General features: G+C 67.5%; 10 protein-coding genes. 8 read left to right on the top strand and 2 right to left on the bottom strand.

The features are described 5' to 3' along the window. The first annotated feature begins 22 nt into the window (after positions 1–22). The 4 genes from DYE23_RS00865 (at position 23) to DYE23_RS00850 (ending at position 6,438) form a co-directional block, all read left to right on the top strand. Positions 23–691, top strand: a complete 669-nt coding sequence (locus DYE23_RS00865; RefSeq protein ID WP_115326235.1) for an NADPH-dependent F420 reductase — start codon at positions 23–25, stop codon at positions 689–691. Between the two features lie 48 nt (positions 692–739). Continuing rightward, positions 740–2,155, top strand: a complete 1,416-nt coding sequence (locus DYE23_RS00860; RefSeq protein ID WP_011891495.1) for a serine hydrolase domain-containing protein — start codon at positions 740–742, stop codon at positions 2,153–2,155. 94 nt (positions 2,156–2,249) lie between these two features. Further along, entirely contained in the window at positions 2,250–4,283 is a 2,034-nt protein-coding gene (locus DYE23_RS00855; protein WP_115326234.1) for a toprim domain-containing protein, read from the top strand. Between the two features lie 19 nt (positions 4,284–4,302). After that, positions 4,303–6,438, top strand: a complete 2,136-nt coding sequence (locus DYE23_RS00850) for a DNA gyrase subunit A (RefSeq protein WP_115326233.1) — start codon at positions 4,303–4,305, stop codon at positions 6,436–6,438. A gap of 24 nt (positions 6,439–6,462) precedes the next feature. Here the strand turns inward: DYE23_RS00850 and DYE23_RS00845 are convergent, their stop codons facing one another. Further along, positions 6,463–7,176 carry a FadR/GntR family transcriptional regulator gene (locus DYE23_RS00845; protein WP_013470399.1) on the bottom strand — a complete coding sequence of 238 codons (714 nt, stop codon included), beginning with the start codon at positions 7,174–7,176 and terminating at the stop codon, positions 6,463–6,465. A gap of 124 nt (positions 7,177–7,300) precedes the next feature. Here DYE23_RS00845 and DYE23_RS00840 point away from each other — a divergent pair, with 124 nt between their 5' ends. The 3 genes from DYE23_RS00840 (at position 7,301) to DYE23_RS00830 (ending at position 10,122) form a co-directional block, all read left to right on the top strand. After that, a complete protein-coding gene (locus tag DYE23_RS00840) occupies positions 7,301–7,813 on the top strand; it encodes a gluconokinase (RefSeq protein WP_013470398.1) in 513 nt (170 codons plus the stop codon). 36 nt (positions 7,814–7,849) lie between these two features. Further along, entirely contained in the window at positions 7,850–9,280 is a 1,431-nt protein-coding gene (locus DYE23_RS00835) for a GntP family permease (RefSeq protein WP_115326232.1), read from the top strand. 74 nt (positions 9,281–9,354) lie between these two features. Then, the gene (locus tag DYE23_RS00830) at positions 9,355–10,122 is read left to right on the top strand and encodes a DUF1906 domain-containing protein (RefSeq protein ID WP_115326231.1); all 768 of its coding nucleotides are present in this window, start codon (positions 9,355–9,357) and stop codon (positions 10,120–10,122) included. 6 nt (positions 10,123–10,128) lie between these two features. Here DYE23_RS00830 and DYE23_RS00825 read toward each other — a convergent pair whose 3' ends face one another. Beyond that, on the bottom strand, positions 10,129–11,223 hold the full coding sequence (locus DYE23_RS00825; protein WP_115326230.1) for a coiled-coil domain-containing protein: 1,095 nt from the start codon (positions 11,221–11,223) through the stop codon (positions 10,129–10,131). A 354-nt stretch (positions 11,224–11,577) separates the two neighbouring features. Between DYE23_RS00825 and DYE23_RS00820 the strand changes: the two genes are divergently transcribed. Beyond that, on the top strand, positions 11,578–19,986 hold the full coding sequence (locus DYE23_RS00820; RefSeq protein ID WP_235660293.1) for an Ig-like domain-containing protein: 8,409 nt from the start codon (positions 11,578–11,580) through the stop codon (positions 19,984–19,986). Positions 19,987–19,989 lie beyond the last annotated feature (3 nt).

Genomic DNA, 19,989 nt, shown 5'->3' with positions numbered 1-19,989 from the left:
AGGCAACACATACGGAGGAAGCATGAAGATCGGGATCATCGGTGCGGGCCACATCGGCGGGACACTGACACGCCGGCTACGGGAACTGGGCCACGAGGTGAACGTGGCGAACTCCCGTTCCCCTGAGACCCTGGCGGACCTGGAAAGGGAGACCGGCGCGACGGCCGTGTGGGCCAAGGACGCCGCCGCCGACGCCGACCTGGTCATCGTCAGCATCCCGCAGAAGAACGTTCCCGACCTCGCCGACGGCATCGTCGATGCGCGGAAACCGGGTGCACCGGTGATCGAGACCAACAACTACTACCCGCAGCAGCGTGACGGCGAGATCGCGGCCATCGAGGACGGACAACCCGAAAGCGCCTGGGTCGCCGAGCAGATCGGCGCGCCGGTGTACAAGGTCTTCAACGGGATCTTCTGGAAGCACCTGCTCGAGCGAGGCACCTCCACCGGATCACCGGGACGCATCGCACTGCCGGTCGCCGGCGAGGACGGACCGAACCGCGAACTGGTCCACATCGTCGTCGACCAACTCGGATTCGACCCCGTGAACGCCGGCCCGGTCTCCGAATCCTGGCGCCAGCAGCCCGGAACACCGGTGTACGGCAAAGACTTCGGCGTCGGGAAGACCCGCGCCGCGCTCGCCGAGGCGGCTCCGGAACGGACAGCGGAGTGGAGCGCTCGTACGGCCTGACCCTCGGATCCGGTGTCGTCGACGCCGGGCACGGCTACCGTCGGTCGGATGACGCGGTCATCGACGCGACTCCGCCGGCTCGGCGCCGCCGGCGCCGTCGTGCTGGCTCTCGGGGCGTGCGGGGATCGACCTGAGCCACCCGGTACATCGGCAGTCCGCCCACCGGCCACCCCGACCCGGGTGCTCCCGTCACCGCCGCCCCCGGTTCCCGAGGTGACTCCCACCGGCGATTTCTCCGCGGTCGCCCGACTCGTGGAGGACGCGATCGCCGCACGACGGCTGCCGGGGGCGGTGGTGCAGGTCGGGCATGCCGGAAAGGTCGTGTTCCGGCGCGCATTCGGCGTCCGGAAGCTCGAGAGCGAACCGGGTCTGGACGGCGCGCCGGCCCCCGCCGAGCCGATGACCGAGGACACCGTCTTCGACATCGCGTCCCTGACCAAGAGCCTCGCGACGGCCACCGCCGTCATGCAGCTGCACGAGCAGGGCAGGGTCCGCATCGACGAACCGGTGCAGACGTATCTGCCCGGGTTCAACCCGGCCGGCGATCCGCGTCGCGCCGCGGTCACGGTGCGCATGCTGCTGACCCACACCTCGGGAATCGCGGGTGATCTGAGCCTGGACGGCCCGTGGGGACTGGCCGGACCCGACAAAGCCGACGGGGTGCGGCGGGCCCTGGGTGCGTGGGTGGTCTCGGACCCCGGCGAGGGTTTCCACTACTCGGACATCAACTTCATCATCCTCGGCGCTCTGGTGGAGAAGATCACCGGCGAACCCGAGGACTCCTATGTTGATCGCAATGTCTTTGCGCCACTGAAGATGTCGGAAACACGCTATCTGCCGGTCACCAAAGTCTGTGGTCCGCACCGTGTTCGGGGGACAGCGATCGCCGCGGACCCGCACGGGCAGGCGGTCGACAACTGCCCGGACGGGACGTGGAACATCGACCTGCTCGAGCGCATCGCCCCGACGGCTCTCGACGAGGACACCCCGGGCCTCAATCCCGACTACGGATACCCGCTCCGCGGGACCGTGCACGACCCCACTGCCCGCCGGATGGGCGGGGTGGCCGGAAGTGCCGGCGTGTTCACCACGGTCCACGACATGGGCCGGTTCGCCCAGGCCCTGCTCGATCGCGTCGCCGGCCGTCCCAGTCCGTTTCCGCTCTCGCAGGCCGGCGCCCGGATGATGACGACACCGCAGCAACCCGCGCCGGGCCGGGACCTGCGCGGCTTCGGCTGGGACATCGACACCGCGCACTCCGGGCCCCGCGGGTCGGTGTTCCCGGTCGGCAGCTTCGGTCACACGGGCTTCACCGGTGTGTCGGTGTGGCTGGATCCGGAGTCGGACACCTACGTCGTCATCCTGGGAAATGTGATCCACCAGCGTGGCGGTCCCCCGATCACGCCGTTGAGCGGTGCCGTGGCCACCGAAGCAGCCAGGGCGCTGCACCTCTACGGAAGCTAGGCGATCTTCGTCACGTGCGGATGTGCGGGATTGTCGCCTCGGACCACTACCATTCCCCCGAAAGCCCCACTGCTGATCGAAAGAATTCTGAGACGTGAGTTACACCGCCGCTGACATCACCGAGCTCGACGATGTCCAGCACACCCGCCTGCGGCCGGCGGTCAACCTCGGTCTGGACGTGCTGAACACCGCGCTGCGCGAGCTGATCGACAACGCGGTCGAGGAGGTCGCCGACCCCGACCACGGCGGATCGGTCGTCACGATCACGCTGCACGCCGATGGTTCGGTGAGCGTCGCCGACGACGGCCGCGGCCTGCCCGTCGACACCGATCCGACGACGGGCAAGAACGGCATCGTCAAGACGCTGGGCACCGCCCGCGCGGGCGGCAAGTTCTCCGCCCACACCGACGCCACCAGCACCGGGGCCGGCCTCAACGGAATCGGCGCCGCAGCAGCGGTATTCATCTCCGCGCGCACCGATGTGACGGTGCGCCGCGGGGGCAAGACCTATCTGCAGAGCTTCGGTCGCGGCTACCCGGGCGTGTTCGAGGGCAAGGAGTTCGACCCCGACGCACCGTTCACCCGCTCCGACACGCAGAAGCTGCGCGGCGTCGGCAACCGCAAGCCCGACGCGCACGGCACCACGGTGCGCATCCTGTTCGACCCGGCCGTCGTGCCGGATTCCACGGTGGACGTCTGCGAGGTGTTGCTGCGCGCCCACGCCGCCGCACGGATGTCCCCGGGTGTCCAGCTCTTCGTCGTCGACGAGGGCTGGCCCGGCGAGGAGATACCGCCGGCGCTGCTCGAGCCGTTCAAGGGCCCATGGGGCACCGACACGCTGCTCGACCTGATGTGCACCGCCGCCGGCACCCCGGCCCCCGGCGTGCGCGCCGTCGTCGAAGGCCGCGGCGAGTACACCACCGGACGCGGGCCGACGCCGTTCCGCTGGTCGCTGACCGCCGGTCCCGCCGAACCGGCGACGGTGGCCGCGTTCTGCAACACCGTCCGCACGCCCGGTGGCGGATCGCATCTGACCGCCGCGGTCAAAGGCCTCTCCGAGGCGCTGGCCGACCGCGCCTCCCGCATCCGCGACCTGGGCCTGGCCAAGGGCGAAGAGGGCCCGGAGCCGCAGGACTTCGCCGCCGTCACCGCGCTGGCCGTCGACACCCGCGCCCCCGACGTGGCGTGGGACTCGCAGGCCAAGACCGCGGTGTCGTCCCGCTCGCTGAACATCGCGATGGCACCGGACGTCGCGCGCAGCGTCACCGTGTGGGCCGCGAACCCGGCCAACAGCGACACCGTGTCGCTCTGGACGAAGCTCGCCCTCGAGTCGGCGCGCGCACGGCGCAGCGCCGAAGGCGCCAAGGCACGTTCACGAGCGGCGTCGAAGGCCAAAGGCCTGGGCACGAACCTGTCGCTGCCGCCGAAGCTGTTGCCCAGCAGGGAAACCGGGCGAGGCTCGGGTGCTGAACTGTTCCTGTGCGAGGGCGACTCGGCGCTCGGGACGATCAAGGCGGCGCGCGATGCGACCTTCCAGGCCGCGTTCCCGCTCAAGGGCAAGCCGCCCAACGTCTACGGGTTCGCGCTGAGCAAGGCCCGCGCCAAGGACGAGTTCGATTCGATCGAGCGCATCCTGGGCTGCGGTGTGCGGGACAACTGCGATCCGGAATTGTGCCGCTACGACCGCATCCTGTTCGCCTCCGACGCCGACCCCGACGGCGGAAACATCAACTCGAGCCTGATCTCGATGTTCCTCGACTTCTACCGTCCGCTGGTCGAGGCCGGGATGGTCTACGTGACCCTGCCGCCGTTGTTCGTCGTGAAGGCCGGTGACGAGCGCATCTATTGCCAGGACGAATCCGAGCGCGACGCGGCCGTGGCCCGGCTCAAGGAGACGTCCAAGCGCAAGGTCGAGGTGCAGCGCAACAAGGGCCTCGGCGAGATGGACGCCGACGACTTCTGGAACACGGTGTTGGATCCCCAGCGGCGCACAGTGATTCGTCTGCATCCCGACGATGCCGAGAAGAAGCTGCACCACACGCTTTTCGGCGGACCACCCGAGGGCCGGCGCACGTGGATGGCCGAGATCGCCGCCCGTGTCGACACCGCTTCCCTCGACTTGACGTAGTACGCAGGAGACAACAGACGTGACCGCGACCATCGAGCAGAACCCTGAACTGGTGCTCGACCAGAGCGCCGACGAGTACTGGAACCACTATCAGCTGACCTTCGCGCTCTACAGCGTCAGCGACCGCGCCATCCCGTCGGCGTTCGACGGGCTCAAGCCCGGTCAGCGGCGGCTGCTCTACCAGATGCACGAGTCGAGGCTGCTGCCCGGGAACAAGCCCCAGAAGTCCTCGAAGATCTGCTCGGCGGTGACCGGCAACCTGCATCCGCACGGCGGCGCCTCGATGTACGGTGCCGCGGCGCTGATGGCCGCTGACTTCCAGCGCGTGAAAGTCATTGACGGACAAGGCGCTTTCCCCCGTATCCAGGGTGACATCCCCGCCGCGGACCGCTACACCGAGATGCGGTTGTCCGCACCGGGCGCGGCGCTGACCGCCGAACTCGACAGCCATGCGGTGCCGATGGTCGCGACGTTCGACGGTGAGTGGACCGAACCGACGGTGCTGCCGGCGCAGTGGCCGGTGCTGCTGTGCAACGGCGCGGTCGGCATCGCCGAAGGCTGGGCGACCAAGGTGCCCGCGCACAATCCTCGCGAGGTGATGGCGGCGTGCCGGGCACTGCTCAAGACGCCCAACATGACCGACGACCGGTTGGTCAAGCTCATTCCCGGACCGGACTGGGGGTGTGGTGCGTCGGTGATCGGTACGGACGGACTGCGCGAGTACATCACCACCGGCCGCGGTCTGTTCACCGTCCGGGGCACGGTCTCGGTCGACGGCAAGAACTGCATCATCACCGAGTTGCCACCCGGTGTCGCGAGCGGCACTGTGCAGGACAGGATCCGGGCCCTGGTCGAGTCCGGCGAGATGGCCGGCGTGGCCGACATGTCCGACCTCACCGACCGCCGCAACGGACTGCGCATCGTGGTCACGGCCAAGCGCGGCCACAGCGCCGAGCAGATCCGCGACCAGCTCCTGGCCCTGACTCCGCTGGAGTCGTCGTTCGCCGCAAGCCTGGTCGCTCTCGACGAGAACCGGGTGCCTCGGTGGTGGTCGGTGCGTGAGTTGATCGCCGCGTTCCTGTCCCTGCGGGATTCGGTGGTCCTGCACCGCAGCGAGTACCGGCTGGAGAAGGTCACCGCGCGCCGTCACCTGGTCGCGGGCCTGATGACGATCCACCTGGACATTGATACTGCCGTCGCGATCATTCGGGCTTCCGACACTGTCGACGATGCCCGCCAGGGCTTGCAGGAGCGTTTCGCGATCGATGCCGTCCAGGCCGATTACGTTCTGGCACTTCAGCTTCGGCGCCTCACCAAGCTCGATGTCATCGAGCTGCAGGCCGAGGCGGAGAAGCTCGATGCGGAGTTCGCCGCGCTCACCGAGCTGGTGTCCAACCCGGATGCGCGCCGCAAGGTGATCGACCAGGAGCTGGTCGAGACCGCGAAACTGTTCAAGGGGCCCGAGTACGACCGGCGGACCGTGCTGGACTACGACGCCACCCCGGTGGCCGCGAACAACTCCGAGGACGGGCCCCGGGAGCGGAAGGTGAACGCCGCCTGGCGCCTCGACGACCGCGGGGTGTTCTCCGACAGCCACGGAACACTGCTGTCCTCCGGCCTGGGCTGGGCGGTGTGGACCGACGGGCGGATCAAGTTCACCACCGGCGGCGGACTTCCGTTCAAGATCCGCGACATCCCCGTCTCGCCGGACATCACCGGGCTGCTGCAGTCCGGGGTCCTCGCGCCGGGCTCACACCTGGCGCTGATCACGCGGCGCGGCCGTGTCCTGCGCATCGATCCGGCGGCGGTCAATCCCCAGGGCGCGGCCGGCAACGGCGTGGCGGGGGTGAAACTGGCGGCAGGCCACCCGGAAGATTCTGTCATCGCGGCCTTGCCGCTCACCTGCGGTAACGGCGAGGCGATCCTGTCGGTGTCCGAAAAGGGTTGGAAGGTCACCGACGTCGCCGACATCCCGGTGAAGGGCCGCGGCGGTGCCGGTGTCGGCTTCCACCCGTTCGCGAAGGGGGAGACGACGCTGGTGTCGGCATCGGTGTCGCCGAACGGCTTCGTGCGCGGCACGAAACCGGTGCGCGCCGAGATCCGCGCCAAGGCGGCCGCGAAAGGCTCCGGCGCGGACGTGACGCCGGCCGGCTGACCCGCGAAACCCTCCCGGTCGGGACTACTCCCCCGGTGCATCCTCGACTATGGCGGTCGCCGACTCGTCGATGATGGCGCGCATCGCCCGCTGCGCCTGTTCCTGCTCGCCCATCCTGATCGCACGAGCGACCTCGTCGTGCAGCGCGATCGCCGCCATGTTCGGCTTCTCCGGCATCATGCCGTGGTGGGTTCGGCCGGCCAGCACCTCGGCGACCACCCCGTTGAGCGCCCGGAACATCTCGTTGCCGCTGGCCTCCAGCATCGTCTGGTGAAACAACTTGTCCGCCAACAGATATGCATCGAGGTCGCCTGTTCGCCCGTGCATCACCATGTCCGACACCGCGGTCGCCATCACCCGGCACTGGTGCGGGCTGGCACGTCGAGCCGCCAGCGCCGCGGCGGCCGGTTCGAAACCCATGCGCAGTTCCGACAGGGAGACCAATTGTGCCGTGCGGTCGCCCACCTCCAGGCGCCATCGGATCACCACGGGGTCGAAGAGGTTCCACCGGTCGGCGGGCAGGACCGTGATCCCGACGCGGCGCCGCGATTCGACCATGCCCATCGACTCCAGCACGCGGACGGCCTCGCGCGCCACACTGCGGGACACTCCGTGCTCGGCGCTGACCGCCTCGAGAGTCAGAACGCACCCCACGGGGTACTTCCCAGAGACGATGCCGGTACCCAACGCGGTCACCAGACTGCTGTGGAGAGCACCGACAACAGGCCGTTCGAGCATCAGCTGATCATGCCAGAACGCGCGGCATAGTCGGAAAGAACCAGTGATTGCCGTGAGGGTCTTGCAATAGTCTGCCTATTCCACCACACTGTGTGACGACACACACATCTGACAAGGCAGAGGCATGGCAATACCGATCGTCGTCATGGGGGTCTCCGGCTCCGGGAAATCGACCGTGGGCGCCGCGCTCGCGCAACGTCTGCGTGTGCCCTTCGCGGACGCCGACGACTTCCACCCGCCGGCCAACATCGCCAAGATGTCCGCCGGCCACCCGCTCGACGACGAGGACCGGTACCCCTGGCTGGAGTCCATCGGCGAATGGTTGGCCGACCATCCGCACGGCGGCGTGATGAGCTGCTCGGCGCTGAAGCGCTTCTACCGGGACCAGCTGCGCCGGCACTGCCCGGACATCGAGTTCCTGCACCTGGCCGGGGCCGTCGAGACGATCAGCAGAAGACAGGCGAGCAGGCCGGGCCACTTCATGCCGGCGAACCTGCTGCAGTCACAGTTCCAGACGCTGGAGCCACTGGAGCCGGACGAGCGTGGAGTCGTCATCGACGTCGATCAGAGCATCGACGGCATCATCGAAAGTTACATCAGCTCAACGCATTCCCCGACAGCCGAGGAGGACCGATGATTTCAGGCACACACAGCGCTGCGGTGAGGGGGAACGATGGAGGCCATTGATCCGGCATTCGGAACCACCACGCTGCTGCTGATCGCAGCCGGCGCGGTCGCACTGCTGTTGTTCCTGATCATCAAGGTCAAACTGCATGCGTTCGTCGCGCTGGTCCTGGTGAGCCTGCTGACCGCGCTGGCGGCGGGGATCCCGGTCGCCGACGTCCCCAGCGCCCTGACATTCGGTTTCTCCAACACCCTCGGCTCGGTCGCCCTGCTCGTCGGGTTCGGCGTCATGATCGGCCGGCTGCTCGAGATCACCGGTGGCGCACAGGTTCTCGCCGACACTCTGATCGGCCGCTTCGGCGAGAAGCGGGCCCCGCTGGCGCTCGGCGTCGCGGCGCTCCTGTTCGGTTTCCCGATCTTCTTCGATGCCGGGCTGGTGGTGTTCCTGCCCATCATCATGACGGTGGCACGGCGCTTCGGCGGCTCACTGCTGTTGTACGCATTCCCCGCCGCCGGCGCCTTCGCGGCCATGCACGCGTTGGTCCCGCCGCACCCGGGTCCCGTTGCCGCGGCCGAATTGCTCGGCGCCAACATCGGTCTCACCCTGCTCGTCGGCGCTCCGGTGGCCGTCGCCGCCTGGTACGTCGGCGCCTATCTGGTGTCCCAGGCCATGGGCCGACGCATCCACGTCGACATTCCGACCGCGTTGTTCGGTGAGATCAACGGAGGCCGCGACACCGAACACCCCACCGACGACACCCCCGGAACAGGCGCCGCGACCACGGCCACCCGTACCGCACCGGCCTTCGCCACGGTGCTCGGCGTGCTGTTGCTGCCGTTCGTGCTGATCTCGTTCAACACCGTCATCGACACCTTGATGACGGCGGGCGTGATCGAGGAGGGCGCGACGTGGGCCGAATACCTCAAGCTGATCGGCACGACCTCGATCGCGCTGTTGATCACCGTCATCGTGGCGACCCTCGTGCTCGGACTGCGCGGCCGGTCGATGGGCACGGTCAGCGACATCCTCGACAAAGCCCTCGGTCCGATCTGCGCGATCATCCTGATCACCGGCGCCGGCGGCATGTTCGGTGGCGTGTTGCGCCTCAGCGGTATCGGCGACGCGCTGAGTGGTTCGCTGTCGAATCTCGGGATCTCGCTGATCCTGCAGGCGTTCATCATCTCGACGCTGCTGCGCGTCGCGCAGGGTTCGGCCACCGTCGCGCTGACCACGACCGCGGGTCTGATCAGCGCCGCGGTCGCCGCGGCCGACCTGAGCAACCTGCAGCTCGTGGCGTTGGTCATGGCGATCGCGGCCGGCGCGACTGTGCTGTCCCACGTCAACGACTCCGGGTTCTGGCTGGTCAACCGCTTCTTCAACATGGACGTCAAGACCACCCTGAAAACGTGGACGGTCCTGGAGACGACGCTGGGCCTCAGCGTCTTCGTGATCAGCCTGGGGTTGTGGGCTATCGCCTGAACCGGGCGTCGCCCCCCGGCGTGTCCCGACGCAGATCCCGCCGGCCACATCCATCACATTGTTAACATCGCCCGGTGTCGATAACCCGGCGTGACGCGCTGCGCTACGCCGCCGCGGCCTCGGCGCTGGCCGGGCTGAACGCAGCAGCTGCTGCGCTGGCACCGGCGGCGTCGGCCGCCGCTCCGACGCTGATCGATTTCGCGATGCGCCAGATCCCCGCGCAGGACATCCGGGCGGCCGGGCACTCCGGGGTGATCAACTACGTGTCGACCTCACGGCCCGGGTCGAACTTCGGCGCCAAGCCGATCACGCTGCCGTATGCGAAGCAACTGACCGCGGCCGGGCTGGTGATCGTCAGCAACTACCAGTACGGCAAGCCGGGCGGAACGGCGCCGTCGGACTTCACCCGCGGGTTCGCCGGTGGCGTCGCCGACGCGCGCACCGGGTGGGCACTGCACACCGCCGCCGGCGGTGGCAAGAGCGCGCCGATCTTCTTCAGCGTCGACGACGACATCGACCGCCAGGCGTGGAACGACCTCGCGCTGCCATGGTTCCGCGGCATCAACTCGGTGATCGGAGTGCAGCGCACCGGGATCTACGCGGGCGTCAGGCCGTGCCAGTGGGCGACGGCCGACGGCGTCATCGGTCGGTCGGGGACCCCCGGCCGCGTGTGGGCGTGGCAGACGCGGTCCTGGTCGAACGGTCAGATCTACCCGGGCGCGGTCCTCTACCAGCGCATCATCGACACCGCGTCAAATCCGGGGCCGATCGTCGGCGGCATCCGCGTCGACGTCAACGACGTGCTGGCCCAGGACTGCGGCCAGTGGAACCTGCATCCCTGACGAGGCTCAGCGCCGCGGCATCACCGTGATGTGCACGTGGTCGAAATGGCCGTAGCCTGACGCCTGCGGACCGGCCGGCGTGTAGTAGGTCCCGCGCCAGATCACGTCCTGGAGTCCGAATCTGGCGGCGTTGGCCATCGCGTAGGCCATGATCTGGTCGCCGAGCGCGATGCCCTCGGGGCTGCCGTGGTTGGGGATCATGATGTCGATCGCCAGGCCGCTCGGATGCCACGGTTTGGAGTCCGGCCGGACCCCGCCGATCTCGGCGATCTGCGGGAACTGATGGCTGACGGCCCGCGCGGCGAGGATGGCGTTCGGCTGCAGCCCGGCCTCGACCGCGACACCCATCGGCAACGCCTCGGGGATGTCCAGGATCGGCGCCGCGGGGGGCGGGGCGACGTCGCCGGGAGGTATGCCGGGTAGGGCGAGGATCGGCGGGGCGGGCGCGGCGGCCGGCGGCGGCGCGGCGTCGACGATCGCCTGCTGCTGCGGTGTCAGCGCCGCGTACTGCGCCTCAGCGGCGGCGATCTGGCGCAGCAGCTCACCGAGTTTCGCCTGCAGGTCGGCACGCACCGCCTCCGCGTGCTCGGCCGCGGCGCGGGCGTCGGCAGCCGACTTCTCGGACGCCTGAGTTGCCTCGGCGGCGCGCTCACGGGCCGCCCGATAGGCCTTCATGTTCTCGGCCATCCGCGCGCCGACCGTGCGCTGCAGTGACAACCGGTCGATCAGGTTCTGGGGCGAGGAGGCGGTCAGCACGGCAGCGCCCTGCCCGTTGCGCCCGCTGGTGTAGTCCATCGCTGCCATCCGGTTGACGGCGTTCTGGAGGGGATCCAGCTCGGCGTTCGCGGCGTCCAGCGCGGCCCGATCGGCGCGGTGCCGGTCGTCGGCGGCAGCCTGCTCGGCGAACTTGACGTCCGCGTCCCGCTGCGCCGCGGTGAGGGCTTCACGACTCTGAACGGCCTGCTGGGAGAGGTCGTTGAGCGTGGCGAGGGCGTCTGACGCCGGATCGGCGTGGACATCGCCGATCGCCGTCACGGCGACCAGGCAGGCAGCCGCGGCACCGCAGACCGCTTGTCGAAGGGGGTGGCGCACGCCGGTCACGCGAATTCTCCCGACCCTTCGTTCGAGGACCGCTTCCGGCCCGCCGTCGATGCCCCCGGGACAGGCTACGAAGTGACCTTGACGATGTCCACTCGACGACCGCTGGGCGGCCGACGCCGATCGCTGACGTCGATGCTGCAGCGACTACTGAGCTACGGGCGTTGCCGGCGTCGGGACTACTGAACTTTGCTGCAAAGCACCGTGCATTGTCGGAAAACGCCGTACCGAGCATTTACGCTGCGGTAGATATAGGTGGCGACGCCGGATCGGCTAGCTGATCTTGTTAACCAGTTGTGCAATCGGAGTCATGGAATGGGCGTCAGCCGCTGCGTCGGTCGTGTCGGAGCTCTAGCAGTGGCGCTGGGAGTCGGCACCGCCGTCGCCTTCCCGCACACCGCCCTCGCGGACGAAGGAGCCGGCTCCAACGGGTCGGTGAGCTCCTCCTCCCGAGAACCAGCGTCCGGAACCACCGGTACCTCCGACCGCGAATCCTCGAGCTCACCCTCGAAGCCCGCTGCGACCAGGCCGTCGGACTCGGACGACACCGAAACATCGGGCCCGGACGGCGACGAGCCGAATGCCGACGGCAGCGAGCCGACCGAGGAGGACACCGAGCCGTCGTCCACCCCCGCCACGTCACCTGAGCCGCCCGCCGACCCCGTCGTCGAGGACACCACCGACGAGGCTCTCGCCGACCCCGACCCCGCCGAGTCCCTTGCGCCGTCGACTCTTCACCCGGAGTCCGGCTCGACGCCCGAACCCGTGCACTCGATCACGGCAACGACCGTCGCGGATCTGCCGACAAGCGCGCCTCCGGAGGAGCCCGCTTCCCAGCCGCCACGGACGGACGTCCCCGCCGCCTATCCGCGCACGAGTCCCGCGATCCAGGCGCCGGCATCTTCGGTCGGCGCGCTCTCCACTCCGGTGTCCCAGCCGGTGTCCCTCGTCGGCGCCCTCGTCAGCACCGTGCTGGCACCGTTCTCCGGAGGCGCTCCGGCAGCTCCGTCGCAGCCTCCGCTGCTGTGGGTGGTGCTGGCGTGGGTGCGGCGCGAATTGCAGCGCACCTTCGCGAACTCGACGCCCACGACGACGCCCCAGAGCGTGACCCTCACGCTGGACTCCGCGACGTCGGTGAGCGGGCCCATAGAGTTCGACGCCGACGACGTTGACGACGATCCGCTGGTCTACACCGTCCCCGGGCGAGGCGCGGTGGGTGGACCCACCCACGGGACCGTGACCGTCGATCAAACGACCGGGACGTTCACCTACAACCCGGACGACGCCTACGCGCTGATCGGTGGCACCGACACCTTCACCTATACCGTCAGCGATGCCGGCGCCCGCAGGACCTTCTTCGGTATCCCGTTGTCCCGCAGTGCCACCACAGCCACGGGGATCGTGACCGTGACGCTGAACCCTGTGCACGTTGCGCCGGTGACCAACGGCGATACCGCCACCACGGTCGAGGACCGGCCGGTCACCATCGCCGTCCTCGACAACGACACCGATGCCAACGGGGACGCGCTGACCGTCAGCGGTGTCACCCAGGGAACCAGCGGCACAGTGACTTTCACCGCCTCCGGTGTCACGTACACCCCGAACGCCGACTTCACCGGGACCGACACGTTCACCTACACCGCGACCGACGGGCGTTCCGCAGGAACAGCCACCGTCACGGTCACCGTCACCCCCGTCGACGACGCGCCCGTCGCGGTGGGTGACAGCGTCACCGTCGGAGAAGACAGCGGGACCACCGTCATCGACGTGCTGGCCAACGACATCGACGTCGACGGCGGACCGAAGGTCGTCACCGGCGTCACCCCACCTGCTCACGGCACGGTCACCGCGATCGGCCCCTCGTTGAGCTACACCCCCGCAGCTGATTTCCACGGCACCGACGCGTTCACTTACACCCTGAACGACGGCTCCACTGCCACCGTGACCGTGATCGTGACGCCGGTGGACGACAAACCTGTTGCGGTGGGCGACACTGTCACCGTCGCCGAGGACAGCAGCCCCACCGTCATCGACGTGCTCGCCAACGACACCGACATCGACGCCGGACCCAAGACCATCACCGGAGTGAGCCAGCCCGCCAAAGGCAACGTCGTGGTCACCGGCACCACGGTGATCTACACCCCCACAGCGGATTTCACCGGTACCGACACCTTCACCTACACCCTCAACGGCGGCGCCACCGCCACCGTCACCGTCACCGTCACCCCCGTCGACGACGCCCCCGTCGCCGTCGGCGACACCGCCACCGTCGCCGAGGACAGCGGCCCCACCATCATCGACGTGCTCGCCAACGACACCGACATCGACGCCGGCCCGATAGCCATCACTGCTGTCACCCAACCTGTCGATGGCACAGTCACATTCACCGCCTCTGAGGTCACCTACACCCCAGGCGCCGATTTCCACGGCACCGACACCTTCACCTACACCCTCAACGGCGGCGCCACCGCCACGGTCACCGTAACCGTCACCCCCGTCGACGACGCCCCCGTCACAGTCGGCGATGCCGTGACCGTCGCCGAAGACAGCGGCCCCACCATCATCGACGTGCTCGTCAACGACACCGACATCGACGCCGGGCCCAAAACCATCACTGCCGTCACCCAACCTGTCGATGGCACAGTCACATTCACCCCGACCGGTGTCACGTACACACCGAATTCTGACTTCCACGGCACCGACACCTTCACCTACACCCTCAACGGCGGATCGGTCGCCGTGGTGACCGTGATTGTGGACCGGGTCGACGACACACCCATCGCGGTCGGTGACAGCGTCACCGTCGCCGAAGACAGCGGACCCACCACCATCGATGTCCTGGCCAACGATACCGACATCGACAACGGCCCGATAGCCATCACCGCTGTCACTCAACCCACTAACGGTACAATCGATTTCACCGTTTCTCGGGTCACCTACACCCCAGGCGCCAACTTCCACGGCACCGACACCTTCACCTACACCCTCAACGGCGGAGCCACCGCTACCGTCACCGTCACCGTCAACGCCGCTCCGGTCATCGGGCAGGTGACGACAACCCCCGGAGAGGGCAACACCTGGGTGGTGTCGGTCTCCGCCGACGACGCCGAAAATGACACGTTGACAACCACTGTCGCGAGCGCCGATCCCACGGTCCCACTCACCGTCACCAAGCAAACCGACGGCACCTTCCAAGTGGTCGCCGACCCCACCTGGGCCAGCGCTCACCCGGCCGCTCAGATCGCGGTCACCGTGACCGTCACCGACACCTACGGGTCGAGCGCCACGACCACATCGGCCATCGGCACCGCCTACAACGTGATCTCCCTCGGGTGGGATGCAGCCGGGGTGGGACATGTCCCTGCATTACCCGCCGGGGTCAGCTACACGCAGGTCGCCGGCGGCGCATTCCACACAGTCTTGCTGCGCTCCGACGGCAGCGTCGTCGGGGCGGGTCAGAACAACTATGGACAGCTGGACATTCCGCCGCTGCCGGCCGGTGTCACTTACACACAGGTGGCAGCCGGCAGTTGGCACACAGTGCTGCTGCGCTCCGACGGTACCGTTGTCGCCGTCGGGGACAACTTCAAAGGGCAGATCGACATTCCTGAACCGGGGCTGGGGGTCAGCTATACCGGAGTCGCCGCAGGCGAATTGGGCACGATCCTTCTGCGCTCGGACGGCACCGCCGTCGCAGTGGGGGATGGTCAGTATGGTCAACTCGAAATCCCAACTCTCCCAACAGGGGTGAGATACGCCCAGGCCGCCATCGGCTCCGTCCGTAGCGTGCTGCTGCGCTCCGACGGGACCGTGGTCACGGTGGGAATGAACGATGCTGTCCCGACGTTGCCTGCCGGCGTCACGTACATCGCGGTGGCTTCCGGTGCGGGACACGCGGTGCTGCTGCGTTCCGATGGCGTCGCCGTCGCGTTCGGGGCAAACGACTGGGGGCAGACCGACATCCCGGCACTGCCTGCCGGAGTCGTCTACGTAAACATTGCGGCCTCCCGTTACCACTCGGTGTTGCTGCGCTCCGACGGCACCGCAGTCGCCGTCGGACAGAACACCTCTGAGCAACTCGACATCCCGGTACTACCCACGGGAGTCACATACACCGGAGTCGCCGCGGGTGGCTACAGCACCTGGTTGATCTCCTCCACGGCAGCCGTGCCGTTCAACACGCCGCCAGTGGCGGCCAACGACACCGTGACTGTCGCCGAAGGCGGTACCGCCACCATCTCGGTCACCGCGAACGACACCGATGCCGACGGCACGATCGACACAGCCACCGTCGTCATCACGCGCCAACCCACCGCCGGCACCGTGACCATCCACGCCGGCGGCACCGTCACCTACGTGTCGAACGGCACCGAAGTGACCGCAGACAGCTTCGCGTACCGCATCAACGACGCCCTGGGAGCCACGAGCAACGAGGCCACCGTGTTCATCACGATCACTCCGGTCGACGACGCACCCGTGGCCGTGAACGACGCCGTGACCGTCGCCGAGGGCGGCACCATCACCATCGCGGTCATCGGCAATGACACCGACGCCGACGGCACCATCGACACCACTACCGTCGTCATCGTCACACAGCCGACGGCCGGCACCGCCACCGTCAACGGAGACGGGACTGTCACCTATGTCTCCGACGGCAGCGAGGTCACCTCCGACAGCTTCACCTACACCGTCAAAGACACCGCCGGCCTCACCAGCAATGTGGCAACGGTGAGTATCACCGTCAATCCTGTCAACGACGCACCCGTCGCGGTGAACGACGCCTACACCGTCGCCGAGAACGGCCTGCTGGTCATCGACGCCCCGGGATTACTGGGCAACGACCTTGATTCCGAGCACCCCTTCATCTACATCACCACGATCACCAATCCGCGGCACGGGACTTTCGACGGAATCTTGAGTGACGGCTCTTTCACCTATCGACCACACGCGGGATACTTCGGCACCGACTCCTTCACGTACCAGATCAACGATGTCACCGGCCTGACCAGTAACACCGCCACCGTGACCATCACGATCACCCCGGTCGACGACGCACCCGTGGCCGTGAACGACGCCGTGACCGTCGCCGAGGACAGCGGCACCACCGTGATCGACGTCCTGGCCAACGACACGGACATCGACGCCGGACCCAAAACCATCACGAGCATCACTCAACCAAACAGCGGCACAACAACAATCACCGCGACCGGGGTCGCCTACACCCCGAACGAGAACTTCCACGGCACCGATACCTTCACCTACACCCTCAATGGCGGAACTTCTGCCGAGGTCACCGTCACCGTCACCCCGGTCAACGACGCGCCCGTCGCACCCGACAAGGTCGTCACCATTTCGGAAGACACGTGGTCTGTCGCGATCCACTTGACCGACGGCGCTACCGACGTCGATGGCGATCCCCTGAGGCGGGGATATGTGACCTACCCGGCGATTGGCAGCACGTTCGTGGACTCGGACAACTTGGGCATACAGCGACTTCTGCGTTACTACCCACCGGCCAATTACACCGGACAGATCACCATTCCCTACACCGTCTGGGACGGGCAGGTTTTCAGTAACTGGGCCACGATCACCATCAACGTCACCCCCGTCAACGACGTACCGGTGGCCGTCAACGACTCCGCCGCCGTCGATGCCGGCGGCACCACCACCATCACCCTGACCGCCAATGACACCGACGTCGACACCGACAACGGCGTGGACCCGGCCACCATCGTCATCGGCACCCAGCCGTCGGCCGGCACCGTCACGGTTAATTCCGACGGAACCGTCACCTACACCTCCACCGGTACCACCACGACCACCGACATCTTCACGTACACCGTCGAGGACACCACCGGTTTGGTGAGCAACCCGGCCACCGTGACCGTCAACGTCACCGCCACGGCGACCCCACCGGTCGCGGTGAACGACACGGTCACCGTCGACGAAGGCGGCACCACCACCCTCGCGGTCATCGCCAACGACACCGATGCCGACGGCGATATCGACACCGCGACGGTCGTCATCGTCAGACAACCCACGGCCGGTACCGCCACTGTCAACTCCGACGGGACCGTCAGCTACGCCTCGGACGGCAGCGAAATCACCACCGACAGCTTCGAATACACCGTCAGGGACGTCGCCGGCGCGGTCAGCAATGCGGCGACCGTCATCATCACGGTGACACCCGTCGACGACGCGCCCGTCGCCGTGAACGACACGGTCACGATCACCGAGGACACCCTCGCCACGTTCATCGATGTCCTCGCCAACGACACCGACATCGACGGCGGGCCCAAGACCATCACCTCGATCACTTCGCCGGCCGGCGGTCACGCCCTCGTGATCGGCAACCGGGTGCGCTACTTCTCGGCACCAAACTTCCACGGCACCGAAACTTTCACCTACACCCTCAATGGCGGCGCCACCGCCACAGTCACCGTCATCGTCACTCCCATCAGCGAGGCCCCGGTCATCCACCGAGTGACGTCCACGCCGGGGGTCGGCAACACTTGGGTGTTGTCTGTGGACGCGTCCGACGACGATGGCGGCGCACTGACAACCACCGTCACGAGCGCCAATGCCACCGTCCCGCTCACCATCACCCGCCTGCCCGGTGGGGCGATCCAGGTCGACATCGACCCCACCTGGGCCAGAGCGCACCCCGGCGCACAACTACCGGTCACCGTAACCGTCACCGATGCCGAAAACATCAGCGCCACCAAACAGTTGACGATCGGCACGGTCAGCAACGCAGTATTCTTCGGGCACAACATATACGGACAGCGCAACATCCCCGCGCTGCCGGAAGGGGTTACCTACACCCAAGTAGCGACGGCGAGTTTGAGTCACACGGTGCTGCTGCGCTCCGACGGCACCGCCGTCGCCGTAGGCGACAACTTCCGCGGACAGCTCAACATCCCACCGCTACCGACCGGGATGACCTATACCCAGGTGGCGAACGGCACCGAGCACACGGTACTGCTGCGCTCCGACGGCACCGCCATCGCCGTCGGCAACAACAGCGACGGACAGCTCAACATCCCGCGGCTACCGGCCGGGGTGACCTATACCAGAATCGCCGCGGGCAACTACGGCACGGTTCTGCTGCGCTCCGACGGCACCGCCGTCGGAGCGGGATACAACACTTACGGGCAGCTCAACATCCCACAGCCTCCCCCCGGGGTGACCTACACCCAGGCCGCCGTCGGCCTGACCCACACCGTGCTGCTGCGATCGGACGGCACCGCTGTCGCGCTCGGAGACAACGCCTTTGGACAAACCGTCATTCCGGCATTGCCAACAGGACTCAAATACACCCAGGTCGCCGCCGGCGATCTGCACTCAGTGCTCCTCCGATCCGACGGCAGCGTCGTCGCGTTCGGGAACAACCAGTGGGGACAATCCACCGTTCCGGCGCTGCCGGCGGGCCTCAGGTACACCCAGGTTGCGGCGGGTCGCTACAATTCGATGCGGCTGCGCTCCGACGGTACCGCCATCGGCTTTGGGCAGAACGCCAGCTCACAGCTCAACATCCCGGTCCTGCCTGCCGGTCTCGTCTACACCCAGGCCGCTGCCAGCAACCACACTGTGCTGCTCTTCAGCACCTCCTCGTCATTCAACTCGCTACCGTTGGCCACCAACGACGCAGCCACCGTCGCCGAAGGCGGCACCATCACGTTCTCTGTCACCGCGAACGACACCGATACCGACGGAACCCTCAATACAGCCACCGTCGTGATCACCCGGCAACCGACCTCCGGAAGCGTGACCGTCAACGCCGGGGGCACCGTCACCTACGTATCGAACGGCGCGGAGGTGTCCGCGGACAGCTTCGCGTACCGGGTCAACGACAACAAGGGAGCCACGAGTAACGAGGCCACCGTGTCCATCACGATCACCCCCGTCAACGACGCACCCGTCGCCGTCGACGACGCGTACACCGTCGCGAAGAACGGCGTGCTCGTGATCAGCGCCCCGGGTCTTCTGGCCAATGACTCTGATCCCGAGGGCAATTCGTTCACGATCGTCGCGGCCACCGGAACTCAGCACGGCACGGTGGATCCGCTCTACAGCAACGGTTCCTTCACCTACCGCCCCGCCGCGGGATACTCGGGCACCGACACCTTCACCTACACGATCAGCGACGGAACGTCGACGGCGCAGGCGACGGTGACCATCGCCGTCAGCGCCGTGGACAACCAGGCTCCGGTGGCGGTGGCCGACAGCTACACGGTGGCCGAGGACGGCGTGCTGAACGTCACCGGGCCCGGCGTCCTTGCGAACGACACCGATGCCGACGGCGACCCCCTCTCGGTCGTGGCGGCCGGCCCGACGTCGCACGGGACGTTCACGCTCCGCTCGGACGGCTCTTTCACCTACACACCGGTCGCCAATTTCCACGGCACGGACTCGTTCACCTATCAGGTGAGCGACGGCTCCGGACCGTCCGCGCCGGCGACGGCGACCATCACGGTGACCCCCATCAACGACACCCCGGTGGTGCAGAACGACACGATTCCGTTCCCGAAGGACGGCTTCATCGGATTCTCGTTGGCCAACAGGTCATCCGACGTCGACGGTGACACGCTGACCGCGACGCTGATCAGCGGGACCACCCACGGCACACTGTTCTTCGACGGCACCAACCGCGCATTCTCCTACCGGCCCAACACCGGTTTCACGGGGCAGGATTCGTTCACCTACAAGGTCAACGACGGGAAGGTCGACAGTGCGATCGCGACCGTCACCCTCAACGTCAGCTGACAT

Origin of the sequence: Mycolicibacterium gilvum, assembly GCF_900454025.1 — a bacterium.
GTDB classification, from domain to species: Bacteria; Actinomycetota; Actinomycetes; order Mycobacteriales; family Mycobacteriaceae; genus Mycobacterium; species Mycobacterium gilvum.
Note: the sequence above shows the minus strand (reverse complement) of the source record. Positions and strands in the feature narration are given on the sequence as shown.

Coding starts and splice junctions, on each gene's coding strand:
- DYE23_RS00865 (WP_115326235.1), top strand. CDS start 23: ATGAAGATCGGGATCATCGGTGCGGGCCACATCGGCGGGACACTGACA.
- DYE23_RS00860 (WP_011891495.1), top strand. CDS start 740: ATGACGCGGTCATCGACGCGACTCCGCCGGCTCGGCGCCGCCGGCGCC.
- DYE23_RS00835 (WP_115326232.1), top strand. CDS start 7,850: ATGGAGGCCATTGATCCGGCATTCGGAACCACCACGCTGCTGCTGATC.
- DYE23_RS00840 (WP_013470398.1), top strand. CDS start 7,301: ATGGCAATACCGATCGTCGTCATGGGGGTCTCCGGCTCCGGGAAATCG.
- DYE23_RS00845 (WP_013470399.1), bottom strand. CDS start 7,176: ATGCTCGAACGGCCTGTTGTCGGTGCTCTCCACAGCAGTCTGGTGACC.